The sequence below is a fragment of the Stenotrophomonas sp. FBCC-B152 genome (assembly GCF_059134105.1).
Genome location: NZ_CP101442.1, coordinates 1,627,210 through 1,651,738 on the forward strand (window position 1 = coordinate 1,627,210; position 24,529 = coordinate 1,651,738).

General features: G+C 61.0%; 22 protein-coding genes and 1 pseudogene. 9 read left to right on the plus strand and 14 right to left on the minus strand.

Features of this window, described 5'->3' with window-relative positions; translation table 11 throughout:
• Positions 1 to 37 precede the first annotated feature (37 nt).
• Positions 38 to 1,498, plus strand: a complete 1,461-nt coding sequence (locus tag NMB40_RS07745) for a DcaP family trimeric outer membrane transporter (RefSeq protein ID WP_494360664.1) — start codon at positions 38 to 40, stop codon at positions 1,496 to 1,498.
• A gap of 8 nt (positions 1,499 to 1,506) precedes the next feature.
• A complete protein-coding gene (locus tag NMB40_RS07750) occupies positions 1,507 to 2,889 on the plus strand; it encodes a MipA/OmpV family protein (RefSeq protein ID WP_494360665.1) in 1,383 nt (460 codons plus the stop codon).
• Here the strand turns inward: NMB40_RS07750 and NMB40_RS07755 are convergent.
• Positions 2,868 to 3,458 carry a DUF308 domain-containing protein gene (locus tag NMB40_RS07755; RefSeq protein WP_494360666.1) on the minus strand — a complete coding sequence of 197 codons (591 nt, stop codon included), beginning with the start codon at positions 3,456 to 3,458 and terminating at the stop codon, positions 2,868 to 2,870. The two genes, NMB40_RS07750 and NMB40_RS07755, sit on opposite strands and share 22 nt — an antisense overlap.
• 147 nt (positions 3,459 to 3,605) lie before the next feature.
• On the opposite strand from NMB40_RS07755, the gene NMB40_RS07760 reads away from it, so the two are divergent.
• Positions 3,606 to 4,994, plus strand: a complete 1,389-nt coding sequence (locus tag NMB40_RS07760; RefSeq protein ID WP_494360667.1) for a metal-dependent hydrolase family protein — start codon at positions 3,606 to 3,608, stop codon at positions 4,992 to 4,994.
• Here the strand turns inward: NMB40_RS07760 and NMB40_RS07765 are convergent.
• Both NMB40_RS07765 and NMB40_RS07770 read right to left on the minus strand, forming a co-directional pair.
• Entirely contained in the window at positions 4,978 to 5,997 is a 1,020-nt protein-coding gene (locus tag NMB40_RS07765) for a hypothetical protein (RefSeq protein WP_494360668.1), read from the minus strand. The genes NMB40_RS07760 and NMB40_RS07765 overlap by 17 nt on opposite strands.
• 74 nt (positions 5,998 to 6,071) lie before the next feature.
• Positions 6,072 to 6,446 carry a hypothetical protein gene (locus tag NMB40_RS07770; RefSeq protein ID WP_494360669.1) on the minus strand — a complete coding sequence of 125 codons (375 nt, stop codon included), beginning with the start codon at positions 6,444 to 6,446 and terminating at the stop codon, positions 6,072 to 6,074.
• A gap of 332 nt (positions 6,447 to 6,778) precedes the next feature.
• Here NMB40_RS07770 and NMB40_RS07775 point away from each other — a divergent pair, with 332 nt between their 5' ends.
• Both NMB40_RS07775 and NMB40_RS07780 read left to right on the plus strand, forming a co-directional pair.
• The gene (locus NMB40_RS07775; RefSeq protein WP_494360670.1) at positions 6,779 to 7,072 is read left to right on the plus strand and encodes a hypothetical protein; all 294 of its coding nucleotides are present in this window, start codon (positions 6,779 to 6,781) and stop codon (positions 7,070 to 7,072) included.
• A gap of 42 nt (positions 7,073 to 7,114) precedes the next feature.
• A complete protein-coding gene (locus tag NMB40_RS07780; RefSeq protein WP_494360671.1) occupies positions 7,115 to 7,903 on the plus strand; it encodes a CHAD domain-containing protein in 789 nt (262 codons plus the stop codon).
• 22 nt (positions 7,904 to 7,925) lie between these two features.
• Here the strand turns inward: NMB40_RS07780 and NMB40_RS07785 are convergent, their stop codons facing one another.
• From NMB40_RS07785 to NMB40_RS07830, 10 genes and pseudogenes are all read right to left on the minus strand, one after another.
• Complete coding sequence (locus tag NMB40_RS07785) at positions 7,926 to 8,681, minus strand: hypothetical protein (RefSeq protein ID WP_494360672.1); 756 nt, start codon at positions 8,679 to 8,681, stop codon at positions 7,926 to 7,928.
• Between the two features lie 959 nt (positions 8,682 to 9,640).
• Complete coding sequence (locus NMB40_RS07790; RefSeq protein ID WP_026070607.1) at positions 9,641 to 10,366, minus strand: DUF6602 domain-containing protein; 726 nt, start codon at positions 10,364 to 10,366, stop codon at positions 9,641 to 9,643.
• Between the two features lie 135 nt (positions 10,367 to 10,501).
• Positions 10,502 to 11,434, minus strand: coding sequence for an AAA family ATPase (locus tag NMB40_RS07795; RefSeq protein ID WP_017355006.1), 933 nt, complete (start codon positions 11,432 to 11,434; stop codon positions 10,502 to 10,504).
• Entirely contained in the window at positions 11,434 to 11,949 is a 516-nt protein-coding gene (locus NMB40_RS07800) for an HORMA-1 domain-containing protein (protein WP_026070608.1), read from the minus strand. Before NMB40_RS07800 ends, NMB40_RS07795 begins: the two co-directional genes overlap by 1 nt.
• 7 nt (positions 11,950 to 11,956) lie before the next feature.
• A complete protein-coding gene (locus tag NMB40_RS07805) occupies positions 11,957 to 12,922 on the minus strand; it encodes a CBASS oligonucleotide cyclase (protein ID WP_026070609.1) in 966 nt (321 codons plus the stop codon).
• 215 nt (positions 12,923 to 13,137) lie between these two features.
• Positions 13,138 to 13,346: pseudogene (locus NMB40_RS07810) on the minus strand (integrase); the annotation flags it as partial.
• Positions 13,347 to 15,063: 1,717 nt separating this feature from the next.
• Positions 15,064 to 16,068: an ATP-binding protein gene (locus tag NMB40_RS07815; RefSeq protein WP_332840906.1), complete on the minus strand. Its 1,005-nt coding sequence runs from the start codon at positions 16,066 to 16,068 to the stop codon at positions 15,064 to 15,066.
• Positions 16,068 to 17,918: a hypothetical protein gene (locus NMB40_RS07820; protein WP_049399271.1), complete on the minus strand. Its 1,851-nt coding sequence runs from the start codon at positions 17,916 to 17,918 to the stop codon at positions 16,068 to 16,070. The genes NMB40_RS07815 and NMB40_RS07820 overlap by 1 nt, the downstream gene beginning before the upstream one ends.
• Positions 17,915 to 18,658 (minus strand): hypothetical protein, encoded by a 744-nt coding sequence (locus NMB40_RS07825; protein WP_017354507.1) that lies wholly within the window; start codon positions 18,656 to 18,658, stop codon positions 17,915 to 17,917. The genes NMB40_RS07820 and NMB40_RS07825 overlap by 4 nt, the downstream gene beginning before the upstream one ends.
• A 532-nt stretch (positions 18,659 to 19,190) precedes the next feature.
• Positions 19,191 to 19,430 carry a hypothetical protein gene (locus NMB40_RS07830; protein ID WP_049399270.1) on the minus strand — a complete coding sequence of 80 codons (240 nt, stop codon included), beginning with the start codon at positions 19,428 to 19,430 and terminating at the stop codon, positions 19,191 to 19,193.
• A 479-nt stretch (positions 19,431 to 19,909) separates the two neighbouring features.
• On the opposite strand from NMB40_RS07830, the gene NMB40_RS07835 reads away from it, so the two are divergent.
• Positions 19,910 to 20,737, plus strand: a complete 828-nt coding sequence (locus NMB40_RS07835; protein WP_049421696.1) for a hypothetical protein — start codon at positions 19,910 to 19,912, stop codon at positions 20,735 to 20,737.
• A 432-nt stretch (positions 20,738 to 21,169) separates the two neighbouring features.
• On the opposite strand, the gene NMB40_RS07840 is transcribed toward NMB40_RS07835, so the two are convergent.
• Positions 21,170 to 21,415 (minus strand): helix-turn-helix domain-containing protein, encoded by a 246-nt coding sequence (locus tag NMB40_RS07840; RefSeq protein WP_017354505.1) that lies wholly within the window; start codon positions 21,413 to 21,415, stop codon positions 21,170 to 21,172.
• A 95-nt stretch (positions 21,416 to 21,510) separates the two neighbouring features.
• On the opposite strand from NMB40_RS07840, the gene NMB40_RS07845 reads away from it, so the two are divergent.
• The 3 genes from NMB40_RS07845 (at position 21,511) to NMB40_RS07855 (ending at position 23,497) form a co-directional block, all read left to right on the plus strand.
• Positions 21,511 to 22,311, plus strand: a complete 801-nt coding sequence (locus tag NMB40_RS07845; protein WP_017354504.1) for a hypothetical protein — start codon at positions 21,511 to 21,513, stop codon at positions 22,309 to 22,311.
• A gap of 95 nt (positions 22,312 to 22,406) precedes the next feature.
• Positions 22,407 to 22,841, plus strand: coding sequence for an NIF family HAD-type phosphatase (locus tag NMB40_RS07850; RefSeq protein ID WP_017354503.1), 435 nt, complete (start codon positions 22,407 to 22,409; stop codon positions 22,839 to 22,841).
• Between the two features lie 206 nt (positions 22,842 to 23,047).
• Complete coding sequence (locus tag NMB40_RS07855; protein WP_017354502.1) at positions 23,048 to 23,497, plus strand: phosphatase domain-containing protein; 450 nt, start codon at positions 23,048 to 23,050, stop codon at positions 23,495 to 23,497.
• Positions 23,498 to 24,529: the final 1,032 nt, after the last annotated feature.

The window sequence follows — 24,529 nt, forward strand, 5'->3', positions numbered from 1 at the left end:
TTCCGCGTTTTCGACTTCCCAGCGAGGGCCGCCTTCCATGCGCATTCCCACCCGATCCCTCTGCCTGGCCGCCGTGCTGCTGCCAGGCGCCGTCGCCGCCCAGACCCGCGACGCTACCCAGGATGCCGAGATCCAGCGCCTGCGCCAGACCGTGGAGATGCTCACCGCGCGCATCCAGGCGCTTGAGTCCGGGCAGGCCAGCACGGCCCAGTCGGCGCCCACCAGCCCGGTGCAACCGGCCACCGCCGTGGCGACCGCCCCGGGCACGGTCGGCGCCCCGCTGCAGGCTGTTGAAGTGGCCTCGCCGGACGCGATGAAGGTCAAGCCATCGCCACTGCCGGCACGCGATACCTTCGATGAGGACGACCAGGCCACCGCCCGCGCGGACAACGAAGTGCCGCCCGGCGATGACCTGGAAGGCTTCTTCGTCATTCCCGGCACCGAAACCTGGCTGCGGCTGGGCGGCTACGCCAAGCTGGATGCGATGTTCGACAGCGGCGATGCCGGGGTCACCGACGAGTTCGTGCCCTCATCCATTCCCGTCGATGGCGGCCGTGACAGCTCGCGCTTCAACATGCACGCCCGGCAGACCCGGCTCACCTTCGAAGGGCGCCGCAACACCGACGCCGGCCAGCTGCGGTTCCTGATCCAGAACGACTTCTTCGGCTCCGGTGGCAGCTACGGCTACCGCCTGCGCCATGCATGGGGACAGCTCGGCAACACCTACGTGGGCTTTGGCTGGTCGGCCTTCATGGACCTGGATTCCGGCCCGGACACGCTGGACTTTGCCGGCCCGCCGGCCTCGCCGTTCGCGCGGCTGGCCAGCGTCCGCCAGTACTTCCCGCTGGGCAATGGCAACCAGCTGATCCTGGCCGCCGAACATCGCGCGCCGGAACTGCAGTTCTCCGGTGTTACCCAGCGCTCGCGCACGGCGGCACCCAACCTGGTGCTGGCCGCCCGCCACGAGGCGGACTGGGGCAGCCTGCAGGCGTCGGGCCTGCTGCGCTACCTGGCCTACGATTCGGCGCAGGACAGCAACGAAGGCAGTGACAGCGCCACCGCCGGTGGCCTGGCCCTGAGCGGCACCTGGGGCTGGGGCGACAACGGCAACTACATGGTGTTCGGTGCCGTGGGCGGGCAGGGCATCGGCGCCTTCATCGGCGACCTGGGCGGCCTGGACGTGGACGGCGTGGTCGACCCGCAGGGCGACCTGCAGGTGCTGCAGCAATACGGGGGCTGGCTGGGCTACACCCACCATTGGACGCAGCGCTGGCGCTCGACACTGACCTACAGTCGGCTCTACCTGGAACGCGACCAGCTGCTGGATCCGTCCGAGTTCCGCCGCAGCGATTACGCCGCCGCCAACATCATCTGGCAGCCGGCGCCCAGCTGGAGCTGGGGCGCGGAGTTGCTGTACGGCAAGCTGCAGGATCAGAGCGGGGCCAGTGGCGATGTGTTCCGCCTGCAGACCGCACTCAAGTACGACTTCGTGAAATAGGAGGCGTCATGGCAACGCGCAGACTACGACGACTGCTGCTGGTCAGCGCATTGGCGGCGGCCGCCCCGGTGGCCGCGCAGGACGCCATGCTCGGCACCATCCTCGAAGAACCCGGCAGTGCCGGGCTGGGCTTCCTGGGCCGGATCGAATCGTCGCCCTACAAGGGCGCCGACGATCGGGTCGACATCATGCCGCTGTACCTGTACGAGGGGGAGCGCTTCTTCCTGCGCTCCAACGCGGCCGGCGTGCGCTTCACCCCGCGCGAGGACCAGGGCCTGGAACTGTTCGTCGAACGGCGGCTGGAAGGCTACCCGGAAGACGAAACCCCCGACATCCTCGAGGGCATGGAGACCCGCAACAGCGAGGCCGACATTGGCGCGCGGTACTACTTCAAGCACGACAACCACGCGCTTGATTTCACCGTCCGCCAGGACATCTCCAACAATTCCAACGGCACCGAAGTGCGTGCCGGCTACGGCTATACGATACGCGGCGACCGCTGGGCGCTGCAGCCGGTGCTCACCCTGGGCTGGCGCAGCGCCAAGCTCAACGACTACTACTTCGGCGTGGAGTCCCATGAGGTGACGCCGGAGCGCACCGAATACTCCGCCGGCAGCGGGGTGGACATTACCGCCGGCCTGTACGGCCGCTACCGCATCCTGCAGAACTGGAGCCTGGTCGGCGGCGTGTTCGCCAAGCGCTATGCCAGCACCATCCGCAACAGCCCGCTGGTGGACAGCGACATGCAGTGGGGCGCCATGCTTGGCGCCGCCTACGATTTTGGCAACGGCCAGGTGCGCTGGGACAAGGAAGACACCCCCACTTACGTGAAGGTGTTCTACGGCCGCGATTCGGACGACGGCTGCCACCTGGTCAAGATCATGACCTTCAGCTGCGTCAGCTTGAACGACGACGACCCCACCGACATCTGGGGCGTGCACGTGGGCCGCCCGTTCGTGTCGGGGCTCAATGGCTGGCCGCTGGACCTGGTGGGCTACGTGGGCATCCTGCGCCACGACGAGAAGGGCCACCAGCCCGATGCGTGGCAGATCGATGCGTACATGAAGGCGTTCTACTACGGCTTCCCGTGGTCGCACCGGGTCAAGACCCGGATCGGCTTCGGCTTCGGCGTGTCCTATGCCGAGCGCGTGCCCTATGCCGAAGTGCAGTCGCAGGCGCGGCGCGAGCGCAACACCTCCAAGGTGCTCAACTACCTGGACCCCAGCATCGATGTCAGCCTGGGCGACATCTTCGGCAGCGAGCGCTGGCATGAGCTGTACTTCGGGTTCGGGGTCTCGCACCGTTCCGGCATCTTCGGCTCGGCGCAGATGCTGGGCACCGTCGACGGCGGCTCCAACTACATCTACACCTACCTGGAAGGGGCGTTCTGATCACGGTCCTGGCGGAACAGCAGGGCGATGGCGATGTACGCTGCGCCCATCGCCAGCAGCGCAAGACCCACGCCCCACGATGCCGACGCGCGCCCGGCCCAGGCCACGCCGCTCACGCACACCACCGCCGCCGCCAGCGCCACCAGCCCGGACACCAGCGAGATCCAGCGCTTTCCTCCGGGCTGGAAACGAAACGCCAGGCTGATCTGCGCAATCGCCTGTACCACCAGCACGGCGGCCACCGTGGTGGCCACCGCGTAGGCGGCCCACTCCGGATGGGTGTAGATGGCGATGCCGCCGATGATCTGCGCCGCGCCCAACAGCACGGTCATGGCGAAACTGGGCAGGCCGTGCAGCAGGAACGCTTCGGTGAGCTGCAACGCACCGGCGATCACCAGCAGGCCGGCCACCAGCACTGTCATGGTGCGCACCATGAAGGAGGACGCATAGATGCCGAACGCTCCCAGCACCAGCAGCAGCACACCCACGATGAGCAGGCGTTGCCAGCTGGACTTCATTGCAACACCGATGGAGCCGGGATCCTTGCCAAGTCGGGAGAACACGGTCATGACAGGCCATTCCTGGGAAGACCATTCAATTACCCACCCGGCGTCGTTATGCAGCGGTGAAACCAAAGCCAGTATTTCCCGCAAACACATGGCACTAACGTGCCCACTCCTATACCAGCGCAATCAACGTAATGGGGGCGCAGTGCCATGTCGCAGCGACTGACTGTCCGGATTCTCAGTGCCCTGGTCTGCATTGGCCTGGCATCTTCGGTGGGCGCGCATCCGGTGATGCAGCAGGAGCCGGAGGGCGCGATGGCGGCGCCTGAAACGGCCGGCGCACCGAGCGCCACGCTGTTCACCAACGTACGCATCTTCGACGGCACCCACGGCCGCCTGTCCGCCCCCAGCAACGTGCTGGTGCAGGGCAACACCATCGCGCGCATCTCCGCCGGCGCCATCGACGCGCCCGGGGCCCGCCGCATCGATGGCCGCGGCCGCACCCTCATGCCCGGGCTGATCGACATGCACTGGCACAGCATGTTCGCCGGCATCCCCATCCAGACGCTGATGACCGCCGATACCGGCTACATCAACATCGTGGCCGGTGCCGAATCGCGCAAGACCCTGCTGCGCGGGTTCACCACCGTGCGCGATGTCGGTGGCGCGGTGTGGGGCCTGAAGGCCGCCATCGACGCTGGGCATGCCGAGGGCCCGCGCATCTGGCCGTCCGGCGCCATGATCACCGTCACCAGCGGGCATGGTGATTTTCGTGAGGCCTCAGACCTGCCGCGCACCGTCGGCCAGCCCGGATCGCGCCACGATGTGATCGGCGACAGCGCCATCGCCGATACGCCCGACGAGCTTCGGGTGCGCGTGCGTGAGCAGCTGATGCGCGGCGCCAGCCAGATCAAACTCACCGCCGGCGGCGGCGTCTCCTCACCGCACAGCCCGCTGGATGTGGTGACCTTCACGGAGCCTGAGGTTCGCGCTGCAGTGGAAGCGGCCACCGACTGGGGCACCTATGTCACCGTGCATGCCTACACCCCGGAAGCCATCCAGCGCTCCATCCGTGCTGGGGTGAAATGCATCGAACACGCCAGCCTGATGGACGACGCCACCGCGCGGCGCATGCGCGATACCGGCACCTGGCTCAGCACCCAGCCCTTCCCGCCGGAGCTGGCCAACGCCTTCCCGAAGGGCTCGGAGCAATGGCAGAAGGCGCAGGAGGTGTTCGCCGGCACCGACCAGACCTACCGCTTCGCCATCAAGTACAAGCTCAAGACCGCCTTCGGCACCGACGTGCTGTTCTCCAGCGCGCTGGCCTCGCAGCAGAACCGCATCCTGGCCAGCCTGACCCGTTGGTACACGCCCGCTGAAACCCTGGTCATGGCCACTGGCACCAACGCCGAGCTGTTGGCGCTGTCAGGCAAGCGCAGCCCCTATGCCGGGCGCGTGGGCGTGGTGGAGGAGGGCGCCCTGGCGGACCTGCTGCTGGTGAATGGTGACCCGCTGGCCGACATCAACGTCATCACCAACCCGGACGCCAACTTCAACGTGATCATGAAGGATGGCAGGATATTCAAGGACGAGCGCTGACCTGTGGCCCGGGAAGAATGGGCAGCCCGCAGAGCCTGTAGACCTCAGCGTGACCCCAGATCTGCAGGTCCGGCGGCGTGGTGATGTGCTTCTGCAGCGCCACCGACTTGTCCCGGTCCTGCGCCATGCATGACAGATGGGCAAAGGTCTGGAAGTTGTTCTGGCTGGGGTACCTGGCCAGGATGTCGTCCATGCCGCTGGTGACCAGTGGCCACTCGACGAGTGGTTGGTTCCGGGGGCCTTCGCCGCTGAATTTCCACGACTCCATGTAGATGCTGGCATACAGGCTGGCGCGGTCCTTTGCCGGCACTTTGGTAAGCGCATGGCGTGCGAATGCTTCCACCAGTTCAGGCGTGCCGCCATACTGCCGCGCAAAGTAGGTGTTCACAGGGACGATGTAGAGCGGCAGGTACTGCGGGTGCCGCGCGGCACCTTCATCGAATACCGCCATGAAGGCGTCGACGCTCCAGTCGTTCCGGTGCGCTGCATTGGCAAGCGTCGCGTAGTAGTAAGGGTCAACGCTGGCTACGCTCTTGTGCGCAAGCAGGTACTCCAGCAATTCCCCTGCATAACGCAGGTATGGCGCCCAGTTCTCTTCCGGCACCTCTCTGGAGGCGACCTGGCCCCGGTAGCTCAGCCCCCGTGACAGGAGTGCGCGCCCCATCACATTGTGAGCGGCGGCTGACTTTGGGCGCGCAGTGGTCCATGCCGTTGCCCAGGCCATCTTCGTGTCCCATACCGCAGGATCGGTTTGGGTGAACGAGAAATGGTCAAAGAATGCGCGGTAGAACACAGCCAGCTTCCACTGCCCGTCGCTGGTGCGTTCGCGCGGATTGCGGTATTTGCGGGCGAGGGCGTCCAGGCCCGCATAATCGTCCGCTGCAATCAGGGTGTTGACCTGCGCGGTGATCGCAGGCGGATCGTCCTGCATGGAGGCTTGCAGGGGAAGGCAGAAGAGGGCGCAGAACAGCAACAGCGAGATCCCGAAGATCCTGAGTGACATGACATTCCCTATCATTTCCGTGCCGGATGGCGACTGTGCGGCAAGTCTATCCGACGGCGGAGAGCGCCTGCAGCTCAGCCCCCGACATTCATGGAGCCACCACCTCCGGCCTTGAAGTAAAGCACCAGGTGCACCACCCGGAAGAAGATGAAGGCATAGGCACCGCACATCAGGATCTGCAGGATCAGGTGGGATTTCATGCGGCTCAGCCGCCATAGGCCATCGAACAGGTTCAACAGCAGCAGGCTGACGCCAATTGCCACGACCACGTAGCCAGCCAGGGTTGGGGGGATCAGGTCCAGGTCGTTGGGCCCGGCGCGGACGACCTCCAGGCCGGCTGCGGTGATCAGCGAGGACACCGCCATGTTGCGGGTGTTCTCGAAGATCAGGCGCAGAACGCCGTTGTCGAAAAGCTGGGTAGCGAGGCGATGGAGCGGGGCAGGCAGCATGGTGGACGTCCCTCCGGCGCGGATGTCGGGCTGTGGACAGGGTTGCCCCGGCGCCATTAAGGCGGCGTGGACGGCGCAGGGCTCTCAGTAAGACTACCGATGCCGGGCGCGCGTCTTTACTGATGCGCGCCATTGGACACGTCGCCAGACTGAACCCGTGGATCGCCACCGGGGCCAGGCAGATGACCAGACTTACTTCCAATCGCAAAGTGTCGCGAACGGGGCCGCGGCAGGTCGAGCGGCCCAGCAGCCTGTGCGGGATCTCAGATGTTTACTCGGCCACGTACAGTCGCCTTCCGGCCGCGCGCGTGGTGCGCTTTGGCGCCAAGGTATTGGATCTGCCTTCCGGAACGCAGGCAACCGATGTTTTTGGCGATGCCTCGCGCCAGGACACCCGAACCAAGGTGGCCAGCGCTACCCTCGATGCCTCCTACCGGGGGCAGGATTTCCATGTGACGGCCTGGCAGCCCGAGGGAAAGCCGGCCTTCGTGTTCGTGGTGGCACTGAAGGATCGCCGCTGGATCCAGCCGGACGTGGCCGAGGCCGCAGACTTCGATGAGGTGCTGAGCAACGCCGTGGCCTTCGTGGAGCGGGTGCTGGACGGCGAGGCGGAGCAGGGCGGCTAACATTCGATACACTCTGCCCATCGACGTGGCACGGGGTGTTCGATGTCGTCTGATGCGCCGGGGGAGGTAGCCAGGGACCTGCTGGGGCGGGATTGCCAGCTGGTGCTCGAGGCGCTGGCCGCCACCGTCGACCCGCACGATGCCATCCACTCGGCGCGGAAAGCGATCCGGCGCATGCGCGCCCTGCTGGCGCTGCTGGATGAGGACGATTTCGCCCTTGCGCGCGACGACCTGGCCCTGCGTCGGCTCGGCAAGGGGCTGTCGGACATGCGCGATGCCCACGTGGTGGTAGAGGCCGCCGCCCGATTGCAGAAGGCGGATGGCGCAGACGACTGGAATGCGATCATCACCGCGTTGGCCGCCCGCCGCGAACACATCCTGCGGCGGGCACTGGCCAGCGACCCGGACTTTGCCCGCCGGCGTAGTGTCGTGGAGCAGGTGCTGTCACACGTGCAGCAGCAGCCTTGGGAGCGGATTCGGCGTTCGCGTGTCCGTGCCGCACTGGCACGCAGCGAGCGCCGCGTGGTCAAGGCTGCCGCGCGTGCGGCGCATGACGGCGACGATGAAGCCGTGCATCGCTGGCGGCGACGCGCGCGTCGACTGCGCATGCAGCTGGATGCCGCCCATGCGCTCGGTGCGGTGCATGGGCATGCACATGGGAACGGTGCGGTCGCGCGTAAAGCGAAGGCGCTGCACAAGGTGAGCGACAGGCTGGGCGCATTGCAGGACCTGCGATTGCTGCGCAACCTGGTGCGTAACCTGCCGGCGACCATGGACAAAACGGCGGCGCTGAAGCAGATCGGCGCCGAGCTGGAGGCGGTGAAGCCCTGAAGGGCAGGGCCAGTTGCGATCCTCAACCCGTCACTGCTATCGGGCGTACCTCTACTGTTCGCACTTGCATCGGCTCTGCAGATGCCTCTTCACGATCACGCTCTGCGGACTCGTTGAGAAGTACCTCAATGGCCTCGATACGGCTGTGGATGTGCATCAGATGCAGGAACATGAGGTAAGCGAGCATCAGTGCGAAGATCAGCGCACCTTGGACAAAGGTGACGTTGTTCAGGGCGGCCCAGTCGCCAAGCTTCCAATCCTTGAGCTGGATGTACAGCGCGAGTAGCAATGGAAAGACGCCGAGGCGCTCCATGCCGCCAGTGAAAAGCCGCGTGCGGCTCATCATGCGGGTGCTGCGATCGCGGATGTACCGGTGCCGGCGAGCGCGTTCCCGTGCGGGGAACTGGCGAAGCTGCTGGACGTATTCCTGGTACTTCACAAAGTCTGAGTCCAGGGATTCGGCCATCTCCCGGCGCGCGTGGCGAAGCGACCGCCAATCACGCTTGAAGGACAGAAACATGCCAACGGCGAATCCCAGGCACTCGAGAGCCAGGCCTATGACCGCGCCATACAGATCGAGCGGTTTGGGCAACAGCCACCCCAGCAGGATGCCGGCTACGGCGCCAGCTACACCGACGGCCATGGCTACGCGTTCGAGCTTGCTGGCTTGCGATCCGCGGGTCGTGGCCGCGAATTGGTCCATCAGCTTGTCCATGTGGACGAAGCTGAGACCGGGCGCGCTGTCGTGGGTGTGATCAGAATGAATTCTGTCGGTCATGCGGGCATCCTTGCTGGCAGATTTCAAAGGATAAGCGATGGGCGGAGGCACGGGTCCCGGTGGTCGGCAGCCTATTTGCGTGACGCGTCACGGCCGCATGGGTTGAACCGTGTGTGCGCTGCTTGGGTTCCGGTTGATGTGGTGCTGGCCACGTTCCCTCGGATCGGGCGCGAAGGATGCTTCCAATGTTGCCCGGTTCCAGGACTGCGGTGACGCTGGCCAGATCTGGGTGGGAAAGCCTGGCAGACCGCCTCAGAATTGGAGCTGCCGGGAGCTGACGCCAAGGATCCCGTTGGGTAGGGCCAGAGCCGGGTGTTGCACGCGCAAAACTATGATTCTGTATCTCATTGATTAATCAATGGATCGATGCGGTGTTGCACCACAATCGCGCGCGCGCCAATGCTGTGTAGTTGGACATTGCACAACGCTAGTGCATGAATTTGGTGCGGCGCCAATGCACGGCTTCTAATTTGAGGCAAAGCCAATGGAGCGGCTGTGCCCGGCGGCGTAGTTCAAACGAGCGTAATCAATGCTGTGGGGACTGGAATGCTCTTGTCCGGCAGGCTATCGATGATTGTGGCCGAGCCGCTCTCGCAGCAGTCGAGGTGGCCATTGGAGGTTGCGAACCTCTTCCTTTAGGTCGGCCCCGCCACGTGGTCGAGGTGGGGCTCGGACTCGGACTCGGAGGAAGGGATAGTCGCGGCATCGCTAGAGATTCAGCCAGCCTCGCGCTGGCCCGCTGACGCTGATTGTGCACAAGCTAATCGCGCGACGCCCCAAGTTGAAACATCCGTGCTCCGGGCCGGAAGGCAGCGACCTCACTCGGTGCACCTCGAGCTGGGCACGAAGCGCGTGAAGCCTAGAGGCGTCTCCCTCAGGCAAGCTTCCTCGCTAAACAGCGCGGAGTACCCGGGCAGGCATGCCTCATGTCGCGCCCAACAGCTGCCATGACCAAGCCATCACTTCGTCAGCCACTGGCCGTAAGCCTCAACATCAATCATCGGTACGGTCCCACTGAACTGAAGTTGGGCGATGAGTTTGAAGAGGAACGCCGTCGCGGGCTTGTTCTCATTCACAAAGAGATAGCGATCCTTGGAATGGTCAAAGAAGAAGTGACCATGCGCAGCAACGCAGCCAAGGTCCAAGCGCCCGTCGCCGGGATTGGCGGTCAGTGCCCTTTCCAGGGAGGGCCCAAGCGCTGGACTCCAGTCACTTTCAAAGGTCAGCAGCCCGCCAAGAATTGGCATCAAGGCCTTTGGCGGATAGACCCCACCCGCGTGCGGGATTGGCAGGCTAGTGCGCTGCAACTGTCGAACGCTTGCCACCTTCTGCTGGGCGTACGCCACCAGCTCTGCATTCGCTGTCTGCTTGGCTTCGAACACCGCATAGACGCTCTCGGCAGGAACAATGATTTCACCCTCGTAGGTGAAAATAAACGGTGAATACTGCCGATCGAAAATCACCACATCAATCTGCTGGCTGAAATTTCCTTGACTATCCACCACGTGTGCCTTCGCAGCTTGATAGCGCTTTGGTAGGTAGGTATCCAGCAAGCTGATCCACACGTTCTCACTGGCATCCCCCTTGGACCCTGGGTGATTGAACGTCTTCCGGACAGTGGCAAGGCGCAGCTGAACATCCTCATGCAATGAAGAAAGCAGCTGTGAAAGTGACCATTGGGACATCTTGGGACCTCCATACACTCAGCAGCAGGCGCTTGCCTGGTCAACAATGTGAAATAGCAGCGACTGGGGTGGGGCAGCCAGCTGTGCCACACGAAACAGTGTCAGCGGCGCCCCGGCGCGTGCTGGGAAGGCATCTCAGCCATGATCCTGAAACGCCGGCGTTGGCTGCATTGGGCGAGCAATCTCAAGCGCGCGTTTGCTCTCAATCGATCGGTCTGGATAAGCATCTAGTACGATCGAGGGGATCAACCGCTGTGTGATGTCAGAGTAGGTGAAGCCGACCTCTTGTCCATCCTTCGCTCCAGTGGCCTCTACCAGCCCTTCGATCTGCACGGAGGATAGACCCAGCGGTCGCAACTGGTGTTCCAGGACGTAGCGTCGCTGAGCTGAATCAGGACGGTTGAAGGTCAAAATGTCAGCGGCGCGACGGCGTACGGCCGGATCCAGCGCGTTGAGGCGATTGGTGCACATGATCACGGCGGCGGGCACCTTCGTCTGCGCCAGACGATCGATACCCCTGATGAAGGCATTGACCCCTGCTCGATCCTCATGGTGCATCTGCGCCGATTCCCGAGACTGGGTCAGCGCATCGGCCTCATCCACCAGCAAGATGACCCCTCCGGTGCTTTTTCCGCGACCTTGCAATTTGGTCGCTTCTGCCAGCGCGTAGTCGAACGCTGTGGTGAGTAGCTGGGTCATCTCGCCAACCTGTCCCTTGCCTCGGGTGGCCAGGCTGAGCGGGAACAAGGTGATATCAATCTTCTCCTGTCGCGCCACGGCATCACCGATAGTCTCTGCCAATTCGGTTTTGCCAGAGCCGACGTCACCGGAAAGAATGACCAAAGGAGGTCGGCGCAGTACGGAATCAAGCAGCGTTGCGGCACCTGGGTGATGGCGCTTGGCCCACAATTCCAGGCCAGCTGGGTGGACTAGCAGGCCGAGAATCTTCGACAAGCGAGCCTTCTGATCGTCCACGCCAATCAGCCGATCCAATCGGGTGCGGGCGTCGATGTCCGGATAGATGCGACGTTGATCAAACAACTCGTCAAGGGTTGGCTTTGAGTGCATTAGTAGCTCCTGACACTGAGGCGGTCGAGTGCCTTGCCACCCGCAGAGTAGCTGCGGTCAGACACCAGGCTTCCGCTGATACCAGGCTCGGCTGCCCCGGTACGCTGAAATGGAAGCGACTTTTCAAATGACTCCCGCTGAGGAGCCGACAGCGTGAACCAGGCAGAGGAATACGTCAGGTAGTTGTAGAAGCTCGCCCCGGATACATCTGCGCCTGGGCGGAGCTTGCCGGGATCGTCATCGATTCCGGACATGCCTGCAAGATCTTTTGCGGTGTAGCGCAGTGTGGGCTCGATCCAGTTATCACCCCGCTTGAAACCGTAGGTGACTGTGTCCAGATAGCCGGCCTTCAACAATTCAACCACTTCGGTCTCATAAGCGGCGATTCTGTCATCGCTGGGCGCCCCATAGAAGCGCTGCATACGCTTGAGGTCGGCGGCCAATTTCGCTGCCATGTGGCGGGCATGAGTGATCGTAAAGGTGCTGGTGCTTGATTGTGTGTAGCTGCCAGTCATAGGGCCCTCACGCTTGGAAGGAAGAGCCGAAGACCTTTTGCCAGTAGCGCACGGTCTCCTGCTTGGTCGGTGCAGCCAGTGCCGCATCAATCGCGTCGCCGGCATCCAATGCCGCCTCGACAATGGCATCGACCTGCGCGTGACCGTACAATTTGGCCACGTTGTTCTTCTCGTTCACCGGATCAATGATCTGCATAGGCTCGGAGAAGGCGGCGATAATGGCGGTAGGGTAGTAATCCTGGAATGCGATTTGTTCGCGAAGGCCGCTCTGCGCCACGTAGGTGAAGAAGTGCTGGAGCGCTTCGGGGTAGTTGGAGAAATCACGCCCCTCATCGCACAGCTTTGCCAGGATCATCTCGATCATGAAGGACTTGAAACGAAAGCCGGGAACTTCCGTCTTCATGCGCCTTGCCCAGAACTTGACCAAGCGCACCACCTGCACAAAATCCGAAGGCTGCAATTGTTTACGCCGCTTGGCAAACTCTAGGTGCCGGGGAATGCTGGTTCTCAAGAACGAGCCATCATCCTGACTGACTAGGTTGCCATACCAGTCAGGATCGCCGTCATAGAGGATCGGCACCACGTCCACATCCAGCCCAGAACCTTGGAACGAGACTGTTACGGAGTAAGTCTGGGGCTTGACTTGTTCGGGCTTGAAATTTGGATAAGCCTTTCGAAGCCGCTCTGCCAAGTACTCCAGCAGCCTCCCAATGTCCTTGGGGGCGTCTGCCCCACTGATGTAACAGGCCACGTCAATGTCGTTGAGCGACCGCAATGCGGTGCCTTTTGCCAGACTTCCCGAAAGGATCATCTTTCGAAGGGTGAAATCCGGGTGCTGCCCTAGGTAGGTCTCCAGACGCTCTCTCAGTCCACGCGCCTGCGCGCGTAGCTCATTGGCTTTATCGCGTGGCAGATTGACCCGATCGTCGGCAAAATTGACAAGCTCCCTATGGCCTACGTGCTGCGTTCCCATGCATCGATCTCCAAGCCGGGCGCGTGCCGACCGGCGGATAGGTGAGGTGGTACTGCGACTTCCCCGCTGCCAACTTGCCGGCTCGTTGTCGCAGGAACTGCGACTCTTCCCCGATCACGGGCCGGAAAGCTGATAGCTCCCGATCAACATTGGGATGGCTTTCACAGTTTCAAGGGCGTGGGTGGGTGCCGGGACGCGGCGCGCCTGGGACGGGCTCAATCCGCGTCGAGCAGCCGTGCGGCCGGGTTGTGCTGGGCGCCGCCCTGCTGGAAGTAGCCAGCCGCGCTGGCCACCGAGCGGTGATCGGTATTCGCCATCAGGGCGGGCAGCGCCAAGCCTTGGTGCGCCCCTTCGGTGATGAAGCCCGAGCGCAGGTTGTGTCCGCCGAAGTCCCCTCCAGGCCGGCGAGTGCGGCGCGGTGCTGGATGACCACGGCGGTGGTGTGGGGCGCCTATCGCCAAGTCAACCCGGGTGCCCGCACGCGGCAGGACAGCGCGTCATCGGTGATCCTAGCGGTGGGCAGTATCCGCAACTGACTGGCGCACAACGGCAGATGGTGCGCGAGGAGTACATGCGGGGCACCTAAGGTCTTCGGTTTGGGGTGGAAGTCCCGCTGGTCCAGTACGTCATTCAGGCCTATCGCGCGGCGCCGAACCCTCAGCGTCATCTTGCTCCTGACTATCTACTGATGGTAGACCAGCCAGAGTCTCTGCCCGATGGCGCCATCTGGCATTGACTGGTGCATCAGCATCACGGATTGAAGGCGCCTGGCCCTGGCGTGGATTCGATTGCTGTTGTTGGCAAATGCTACGAATAAATGGGTGCCGCCCATTTCCAGGTGCAAACAGGCGGCTTCTCTATCTCGGCAGCTGAGTTGTGCGTCAGAAGTTTAGGGTGGGGCGATCGATGCCTTTGCTTAGGGTTGCGTTATCCGAACGCCACGCGCAATTCGTGTGGATGGCTCGTATCCAAAAGCGCAATGGGACTGGGCGATCTATAACGCTCCGGAAGCGCGCTCAAGTTGCCCTCATGCTCCGAGAGGAGGATGCCGTCCGCGTAGCCCTGGGCGAGCACCGCTAGTCTCACTCGTAGTCCCAATCCCGAGTTGCTCACCCGCTGCGGGCTGGAATGGCTGAATTTGCCCAGGAGCTCATCTACGAAGTTCAAATAGTTGGGGTGAATCACTCGATAGCGCCCGCCTGGCCTGGTCGCGGCGTAGCTGCTCCATCCATCCGGAGCCGGTTGATCCCGAGCTCCGGCGACTCGCTCGCCTTGAGGGCTAAAGGCCTGATCTGATCGACCTCGTCGGGAACCTCTGGCTGCATTCTGGTCAATGTAACGGAGGATTGGGCCTGAGTCGTCCTCAGAGCCCGTATGGTTTGCACGTAGTGCTGTATCTGCGCCTGCTGGTGGTGATTGTTGATCTGGGTGTGTCGTGAGCCTGTACCTTTTAGCGTTGCAGACCCTCCTGGCCTGGCGTAGCGCCAGGCCAGGAGGAAGGTCCACAAGGCTGGAAATCCTGCTGGGATCAACGTGTACCCCTGGAGTTACGATCAGCCGACTTGTACGCCTTTGCTCCGCACACCAGTTGAGGTAGGCCTGTAGATACGCCGTGGCATTGGGGTGGGGGTGTCTCTGCAAGGCGGAAGCCGACTCATTCATAAGGTCAAAGCCGCACGCACAGGTGAGCAACTTCGTGGGCGTGCCAGCGACTGTCACCGGAAATCCATTGCATCGTGGGCAACTCTGGCGCAGGCGAACGCCATGCCAGGGACACGTGGAAATCCAGGGCAGCTGATGCAGTGTGGTGTGATACCCGAGTCTGATGCAAGGAAGGCAGTACCTCAACCTGAGATGGGAGGGCAGTCTCGGGTCGTCCGTCATGAACGGATACCACGCCGCCAAGTCCCACTCGGGCGGAGTCTCGATCCCAAGGGTTGTAGAGAGTGCCTCTTGTTGTACTTGCGAGGTCGTCAGGCTCAAGAGCAGGTTGATGTTTCTGTTTGGCTTGATTCCGAGGAGTTGTGAGTACTCCGTGACCCGCCTGGCCTGGTTCAGTCGCGATAGCCTCGCGACGCAGCCAAAAGCCGATTGGTATGGAACAAGTCGGAGGTTGCCGCCGACCAGCTGAGCGCCGCTCCTCATTTGCCTACGGCCCTATTTCTTGAGCTTTCGAAGCCGGCGTATGCGCTGCGCAGGAGAGCTTCATCAATGTGCTGGGTAGTAAGCCCTTCGAAATCGTTGCGCCCAGCAGCGATCTTGGTGAGTAGGTGGTAGACAAACTGGTTGAAGGAGGCCATGAGCCAATCCTTGGGAACGGGATAGTTGCCTTGATTGGCAAGGTTCTCAATTCGTTCGCGTATCGCTTCGGTCTCCTTCTCAAGGCGCCAGCCAACGCTGTAAGCATAGGGTGCGAATGCTTCGGTGTAGGTCTTTCCTCCCTCGTCCGGCCACCTCATAACTTGGTCAAGCTGGCGAAATGCCAAGGCGACATCACATGCGTCCTGCACGTCAGCGTCCTCCGTCGGGATGTCCCAGAGAAGCCCGGTAAAAGGATGGCTGTCGACAAAGAATCGGCCATACAGATGTGGCGGCGCCAGCTGACTAAGATCGTCTGCGCCTCCAATCACGCTGTTGCTCTGGTGGATGAAGAGAAAGAACGGTTGCACTGATGATCCGAGGAAGTGGTTCTGAAGCTTTGCAAGGTGGGCGTAGTCCTTGAGCGTGAGCTGCTCAGCCGTATCGATCGCAATCACGACCACGTCGGCCGATGCTCTAGCGGCTTCCTGCTCAATTGCCCGGATGATCCTGAGGAGGAGATCCTGTGGGCTGGCTACGGTTGTTGCCCTCATGCCCAGTCCAAGGATGACCTCGCGGAAGAAGTTGCCTTCGCTAGGGGTAGTCGGTTTTCCGACGACCATCCGGAGGAATCCAATAGGAAATGGTCGCCAAGAAGTGGTGGTTTCAAGTATTCGCGTGGCAGTTGACTTCCCACACCGGCCATCGCCAATGATCCTCAGGCTCGGCCGCCCATACTCCAGGCACGTGGCGAATCCAGATGCCATTCGCAGTAAGGGGAGAGTCTGGATATTGGGGCGATGTCGCGCGTGCATTGGGTGGTTCTCAAGGCTCGCCGGGGCCTTCATCAGCGGAGCCTCGTGTTGAACGTGGCCCTGCGGATTCCCATCAGTGGAGAGCCTTGCCCCTGACTGTTGGTCGTGGAAGGTGGCTTGGGCACATCGCCAGCTGCCATGAGCGAGGCGCTGTCCCTGACGCCAGCGGCCGCCGATCGGACGGCTGCGTGATAGGCCTCAATGTTGTCGGCTAAACAGTAGTTACCGGGCTCCCGTGACGCGTCGCTCTTCGCCCAGCGTGCCGCGCGCTTCCTGATCGACAGCGTGTGGGCCACGCTCGCATATGGGGCGAGAGCGTGAAGTGTGAGTACACGCTTACCGCCTCTCCAGAGGGTCAGCTTGCGAATGTCTCGCCAGTCTTCGTAGGTTGCGTCAAATGACTGCCCAATCAGGTGCCACTGTCCAGACAGTGTTGGTGACCTGTACCTAGCGTGGTCGAGATAGACGAGGGGAGGTACACCACTCCTTCTGGAGCCTCTGATGGTCACCTTCATCCGCCTAACGGTCATGTTTCTCACGTCATCTTCGGTGCCAGGTGCATGCCACACCCACTCCCCAGATGCCAGATGCTCATCAATGATTCGCTTGGGCGACCTGGGTTCGCGAGTGGACCGGCTCGTCACATTGTGCGAGGTAACATAGGTGTCAATGAGGTCTTTCAAGACCTCCAGGAGAATGGGGTGGTCTTTCCCGTCAAGCTTTGTAGTGACTTGACGCTCATTCACTTGCGTTGCGGGAGCAAAGCCGCCGGCGATGTGGCGCAGCAGGCCATTCTCAATCTTCTTGAATAGAGCCTCGATGTAGGGGCGACCTTCGCCCATCCCGGATCGTCCAAAGTGCAGGATTCCCTTGTGATGATCAATGAGATTTCGGACTGTCATCTTGGCGTGATGGGATGAGTCGTTGTCCATTGCGATCATTGCGCTTCTCATCACTACCTCATCCACTAGGTAGATCGACGGCATCCATGCACTAGTCGAGTAGCTCAAGTTCGACGTGCTCAGATCCCTTGGTTGCCAGGGGCTCATGATCTTCGCGAACAGGCTGACTACATCGTGTTGCTCGTACTTCCGGCCAAGCACCATTTCCCAACCAAGGATGGCGCCACTCCCGACATCAACAACTGCCAGTAGCCAGATCCGACTAATCTTCTCTAGCCGGAATGAGCCGTCCGCCATCGGCATGGCCAGCCATGCGTCGATGTCGACGGAATGCTCGTCGTACTCAACTCGATCAAATGGCCGAATGCTGAGTAGGTTCTCGATTCGGGTGGAAGTAGGCTCATCCGCAGCCAAGAGCATCTCATTTTCGCTCTTTGTGCCTCGGATGCGCTTTATGAGGGAGGTCAGTGCTCGTCTTCCCTTGTCACGGATGTTGAGCGGATACATGGCCTGAAAGCCCTTCCCAGTCAGCACCTTCACGAACTGGGAATGCAGCCTGTCGAACGCGGGGCTCCTTTTGGACTGTGTTGGCAAGGCGCCCTTGAATCTTGCGACTGCATCGCCGAGTTCGGGGATCGCTTGCAGGACAGCATCTATGGCGAACGGATGTGAACTATCGGGGACGACCGAGTTGTTGCGATCTGACACGCTGAATCGCGCATAGGGAATGCAGGCTCGGTATCCGACTCGATGACCGCTCTCGTCGAAGAGCAGTGCGGTCCGGATCATTCGAGAGAGGGTATTTCGCGGCACGCCCCATCGAAGGGCTGCGTCGACCAAGGTTGCCCCATCAAGGACGCTGGTGAGTGCTGACAGGCGGGCTTGAAATTCCGACTGTTGATCAGCTGGAAGTACGATCCCATTTGGCCTTGGAGTTGCCCGGATCGACTCGAGGTCGACGGCATTGAACTTGGAACTCATGGGTCGGCCCTCCAGATCCTTGATCGCCCCGTCATTCGAGGAAATGCATCGGTCGCCAGAAATCCGACGTGAAGCAACTCAGCCACGACCCCCTGAATGTGAGTTCGAGGGTGGTGCCTGAGCTCATGGATGAGTTCATCTGCACTGATGCTGCCGCTTCGCTCGATGGTCGCGGCGATTTCCTGTCGCAACGCCAGGCTGCTCCCCAGATCCTTGGCTGACTGGCAGAACCCGAGCAGTTGGTAGCAGAGCTCATTCCTGCCGCCGGGCGCCTTGAGTTCGTCCTCCGTGATTAGCCACAAAGAGATGCCTGCATCCTTGGCTGCTGAACGAAGCCGGTCCAGCTCGCGAGGACGACGCTTGCCATCCACGCCGGGTACTGTCTGCGAATTCGGAATGACGTTTGCATAGATCTCCTGGCCTCCGCGCCTCTGAAACCAGAAATGGAGTTCCATGCTGTCAAGTCCTACCGGGATGGACCGAGGCCTCTCGGTCACGGCCGCCACTGATGGATCAAACTCCAATTGCAGTCGAAGCGCGAGTTGCAGGGGGCCGTGTACGGTAACCGTCCGGTTCTCTTTCGGGCTAAAGAAGGTGAAGATGTCCCCCCTCTTGATCTGGCCAGCGGTTAGTTCACGGGGGGCCAGCGGTCGATCCTTCCCATTGTGGAGCGGGTCGGAGGCGCGTGCAGACGCTACGCCTTGGAACGGGCTCACGGGATTGGTCGCGTGGTTGCTCATGCTGCCTCCTTGTGGATGACTGCAGTTCGCATGGTCGAGGAGTGGCGCTGCGCAATCGCGATTGAGGGATGACTCAATGCATGGTCAGCTGAGTGTTGGATCTTCATCGATCGACTTCCCGGTTGGCCTCGGAGAATGAGGCTCGGTACTGGCGGCAATGGCCAGCAGGGTCATTGGGGATTTCGGGCATGGGGTGCCGTGCCGATTGCCATACGATGGCAGTCGGAGCGCGCAGATGCCCGCTCAAGCAGCTTTGCCGCTTGACACGAAGTCGGAATTGCGGGAGCCTACATACGTTATCGTAGAGCTTCACCCCCTCTCGCTCCGGCGAGAGGCTATCGCCCCCGTTGCTGCGGGGGCGATTTCATTTCCGGGGTCGGAGATTTGATGAACTGGGGGGCTAAATGCCTCCTTTGAAGCTGGAGTTTTGGCGTCAAGCCGTTCAGGGGCGCACTGTGCGCCTAGGTGAGTTTCAGCAGATCAGAAGTGGTGCGGGCCTTTTGGCTTCGGCCTCAGCTCGCGTGCTCAGGAATTACAGCGAGTTCAGCCACTCAGCGACATCTCGCGTTTTGGCGAACAACCCCCGCCGACCTGGCAGCGGAAAGGTGCGAACCGGCAAAAGTTCACGCTGGACGGCTCGGCCGAAGGTGCGGCCGTTTGGAAAGCCAAGGTTCCGCTGGAGGTCGCTGCCGCCCATGAGCTCCCCATGCCGCTCTAGCAGCTCGCGACTGAGTTCGGTGGAGACTGCTGCTTCTGGATTCTGGATAGGCATGACGCAACTCCTAGCTACCGTTGGACCCCATCATGCACAATTGCAGCCAGTTCTAGGGGATTCTTTAGTCCCGCTTCAGAAGATCCATAAGTATGCCTCGTGGCAAGATTCCAACAGACGTGGCGCTGGTCGTCCGCAATAGCGTGTGGGCCTGCGTTGTGCGAAGGCTGCATGGCGATCGACTGACCTGGGATGATCTTGATCAGTTGCTCTTGCCTAGAGTTGGGCTCGATATACACGCGCAAGCGGCCAACGGTCGTCCCCGATCCTTCTACCGGTTCTTCAGCAAGGGGCATCATCCAGGGAAGCTACGCGGTCCTGGTGGATACTTGATTGACTCGGTGCATGGGGATCCAGCGTTCGCGGCTGCAAAGGAGGCCTTCGAGCATCCGATCTGGATGATCTGCAGCACAGAGGCTCCCACTGCGGAGCAATTGCGGGGCGTACGTCGATCACTAATGGAGCGTCTTGGGCTACTGATGCCGTCCATCACCGAACGCCTGGTGGCTTCTCATCACAATCTCCCTGGCCTCAGCAGCTATGCGCCAAGTCGGGTAGATGCCTTGGAGTCCATGTTCAACGTGGCCGAAGGTGGCTCCTTGGACGCGATAGGCCTGTGTGCGTGTAACTATCTGTTAGCTATAGACAGCGGTAGGCTCGAGACTGCAGTAGATGTCCGGGATGCACTACGCTGGGCAATTATTCGTTTTTGTGCTGTTTGGGGATTGCGCCCCGACGCATGCACGGCAATCCAGCTGTTGATGGAGCAGCGGGTGGTCAGGCTTCGTAGGGGATCGCTGTTGCCAAAGGATGTTGGGTTTCCACTTGGCAATACGGATTCCAGCGCGTTTAGTAGCAATTCGGCGAAGGGGGTATTCTTCGCAGATGACTATCCGTGCATGCTTCCGGTGACTCCTCGCACAGGTGGGGTGGATACATTCTTCGCCCGGTTTCACTCGCACTATCTTGCTTTCGTGAATGATCTGACAAGGCAAGGAGCATTCGCGCAGCTGGCTGGGACTGAGCTCGGCGGATCTTTGCCGACTCAAGATGCAATTGACGACCTGTTTCTTGGGCTGCTGGACGTGCCGGAGGATGTTTGTCACGGCGAGGTTGCAACTCTCAAGCAGTTTGCGCCAATCAGTCCGGTAGCGGCATGCGTGGCGGAAGTCCTGCCCACTTCTAGCATCGGAAGCTCGCCTTACACCCGCATCAAGCCTCTGGGCGCAGTGCTTCTGAAGTTCATGCGTTCTGTCGACATGCTGGTTGACGTTGAGCATCCGCATCCCATGGTTGATGAGCCGTGAGATGCGCCTCCAGGATCTTTCGTTACCTTGAAGTGGCGTCAACAAGGGAGAGGTATCAACGCTAGCCGCGCGGTGGAGGTCACTGTTCTTGCGGGGAGATGCGCATGCTGGTTCTGCAATGCATGCCGAGCCTTTTAAGCTATGGTCAGTACGAAGAGGTCGCCCCAAAGGGATTTCCTTGAAGCGCTGAACCTCTTATTGCGAAGGAATCGTCAGTCAAGCGCGCCGACAGGGCTTATGAATGCTTTCCCTTCTAGCTCGGATGGTGCGCTGGAGGCCACCACTTGACCAGCCAGTCCTGTGTAGCCAGAACTGGCAAGAAGCCATTTGCTCAAAGTGGTCGCATGCTCGTTGAGCGGGATAGTGGGGTGGGCACTAGGCGTGAGCCTAGTGGTACGCATCTGAAGAAGACTGAGCCTTAGCTCAGTAAAGTCAGTCTTTGAGTCGCTTCTCAAAGTCGGCAATGAGCTTGCCCAGGGATAGGCCTGTCAGGCGCGCTATGTCCCTAAGCTCCACGACGTCAACCCTGCGCTTCCCTGTCTCAACATCGCTAATGAACGACTGGCTGCGCCCCAGCTTGCTGGACACTTGTACTTGGGTAAGGCCAGCAGCCAAGCGCGCGTCTCTGACGGTCTCAATCAGGGCGGCGTATTCCTTGCGATGGATTGTCTTGGCCACGGCCGCACCCTGGTTGAGCGGCTTCAGAAGCTATATCCAGTTCTCCGATATCTAAAAACCAGATATCCTGTGCTTCTCATTGACAGGGGAAGGGCATGATCAAAGAACAACGTCGACGCGACGCAGCTGGCTGGGGCAGGCAGGGCTTGCTGCTTGCTCTGACGGTCCTAGTTGCCGCCTGCAGCGGTCCAGTAGACAGGAAGTTGGTCACTGACGGCACGCAGGAGCAATACAGAGCGTCGATTGACGCAATTGACGCCGAGCTGAGTGCCCATGAGCGGGATGCCTTCAACTGGGCCGTTGCCGGCCTTGATCTGGCTGAGCTGAACAAGGCCTACCCGAATGCATCTATAAGACAGGTGGTTAGGGGGCACATCAAGCAGATTAGGGATGCCCATCCAAAAGAAATTCTTGCTCTGCAGGAGCAGGCCAACGCGCAGCGGCCGACGATCACCGAACTAGAAAGAGTGCGTGCGAGTGGCGCAACGTTACGGATCGAGGACAGCTTCTTTGGCCCGAAGCCGGTCATTGAGGCGCGAATTGCGAATAGCTCAACTTTGGCGCTCAGCCAGGCCAGCTGGGCGGCGACGCTCTACATCAATGGCGAAGCTCAGCCCACGGCAAAGTCGCGGGTGCACAGCGACTTCCGATCGATTGATGGCCTCAAGCCGAGCCGCGGCGTCACGGCGCGCTTCAATGTTGGCTTCGTAAAAGGTGATGATGCGTGGTCGACACTGGCAATTCGACAAGCGTCTTCAACGCGAGTCGAGCTCGAACTAATTCCTCAGACGGCTTTGGACTTCAATGACAAGCCCTACATAGCTGCCAACTATAGGGAAAAGATCCAGTCTCTGGAGAATCAGCTTAAGCAAGCCGAGAAGTTCTCAGATATCTGACTCATTGGCGTTCCGCAACTGCGTCCGATGACCAAGCGCAGCGCGGAACGCTCCAGATCCAAGTGTCCAACTGCTGATGAGGATCCTAGCGCTCAATGCGACCGACCATCCTTGCTCTCGATCTCGAGGGGACGCTGATCTCAAATGCTGTCAGCCAGATTCCACGCCCAGGGCTTTATCAGTTCCTTGAGGTCGCTCATGAACTCTTCGAGCATCTGGTCATCTACACCACGGTCCCTGAGGCAGCTTTCCGCAGGATTTCGCGGCTGCTGGTCGAGGAAGGGAGCGCGCCAGGCTGGTTCGCTGAGTTGCCATATACATTCTGGGGAGGGGCAACGAAGGACCTCCGGTATGTGTCTCCGATCCTGGGTGCAGCGCTGTTGCTGGACGATCACGCGGACTACATCCATCCGGGGCAGGAGCGCTATTGGATTGAGGTCTCTTTGTTCGGCGCTCCATATGACGCGGATGACGCCGGCCTGGAAGTGGCCCTTGAGATGCTGAAGGAACGATTGGTTGTTCCGTTGTAGTTGGTGTGCTTAGTGAGTGGGTTGGCGGGTGCAGCTCTTCCAGCCAGCAGCGCCGGTTGCTGCATAGGAATGGGCTGTCGTTCAGGAGATCCGACATGATTCGAACAAGTTTGACCCACCCTTTAGCTATCGCGGAACTCCCGGTTGGCGAAAGGGGAGGGGCAATTGGTGTGACCTTCGCGCCAGGTAAGTACCAAGAAGTTGCGATGACGGGGGCATGGGCGAGAGACATCGATGTGGATGTCTCTGTGATTCAGTGTTGGGGAGCCAGCCACCTGATCACGCTACTCGAGCCGTGGGAGTTCAGTGAGTTGCGGATCGAGTGCTTGCCTCAAGTGGTTGAAGGGCAGGGCATCTCATGGCATGGCCTTCCAATCACGGATGGCGCAGCACCTGACCAGAGGTTGCTCGAACGATGGCCAGTACTGGGGTCAATGCTCGTTCGGAGTTTGCATTCGGGCCTGCGCATTGTGGTCCACTGCAAGGGTGGGCTGGGGCGAGCCGGCACTGTCGCAGCGATGCTTCTACTGCAGTCAGGGGCTGAGCGAACAGCGCAGGCTGCCATTGGCTCGGTGCGACGTGTCAGGCCGGGTGCCATCGAGACCGCTGTCCAGGAGGATTTCCTGCAGCAATGGGCACAGGGACTGCGCTCGTAGTTGCCCTTCCAGATCAAACGCGTGGCGAGCTCATCAGTCGTTCAAGGCCAGCCCTGGCTATTGGCGCCACCGATACCTACGCGATCTAGTCGACCGCTGACACCGGATTCGCTGGGTCGCGCGCCCACTAGTGGACGCGGCGCGGAGAGTATCCGCTAAAGCCTCCAGTCGCTACTTGGCTGCAGCCAGTACTGTCTGCCCAGAGGGATAAACGTCTCCATTGCCACGTCCAAGATCAACGGCTGACGCCAGCCATGGCCTGGCACGAAGCAAAAGTCAGTCGGGCCAAGTGCTCCCGATTGAACTCGGCTAACGAGCCAAGTGCATCTCCTGCTGATCTCTCGATCAAGTACCCGACGGGCGGCCTCCTCGTCCAGATCAGCTTTCAGGAACTCCGACGCAACGTTGCGCATGCCGGCCCACAGTACATACCTCTTGCGTCCCAAGCTCAGTGCATTCCACTCCGGGAGCTGGGTCGATCTCAGGCCATTGCCCAGCGTGGGAGATAGCCGATACTTGCGTAGCAGGTTGGCCAGGTATGCACGGGCTTCGCTCTCTGCGAGCGAGGTTCCCAAGGTCCGTTTGGCAGTGGACGGGCATTCGGCAGCCCATCGGGTAAGCGTACTGGTCAACCTGGCCTCCAGACTCACGTCCTGACGTGACCAAGCGGCCTGATAGGTCCATGCCAGAGGCTCATACAAGGACCTCGCCCCGGAATTGGGGGCTGCGATGGGAATGCGCTGCAGTACGCGAAGTGAGGCAAGCGTATCGAGTGCGGCTGAGGCCAAGCCCTCGGCGGCAACAGGCCCGCTTACGGTCCTTGAGCGCTCCAGTGCGCACCAGGCGCAGGCTAAGAACGGGCCGATTGAACGAACGAAATCGTCCAACTCTGGCCAATGCGAAATGAGGGTCGGTTGGGTGACAACATAGGCCACTTGTCTCTCAGATCGCTCGCCTAGCTCACCAGCATAGCAGCGAGGCGAGTCCGCGTCTATCTGATCTTCAGATATCGCCACACTGCTGTCCGTGGCT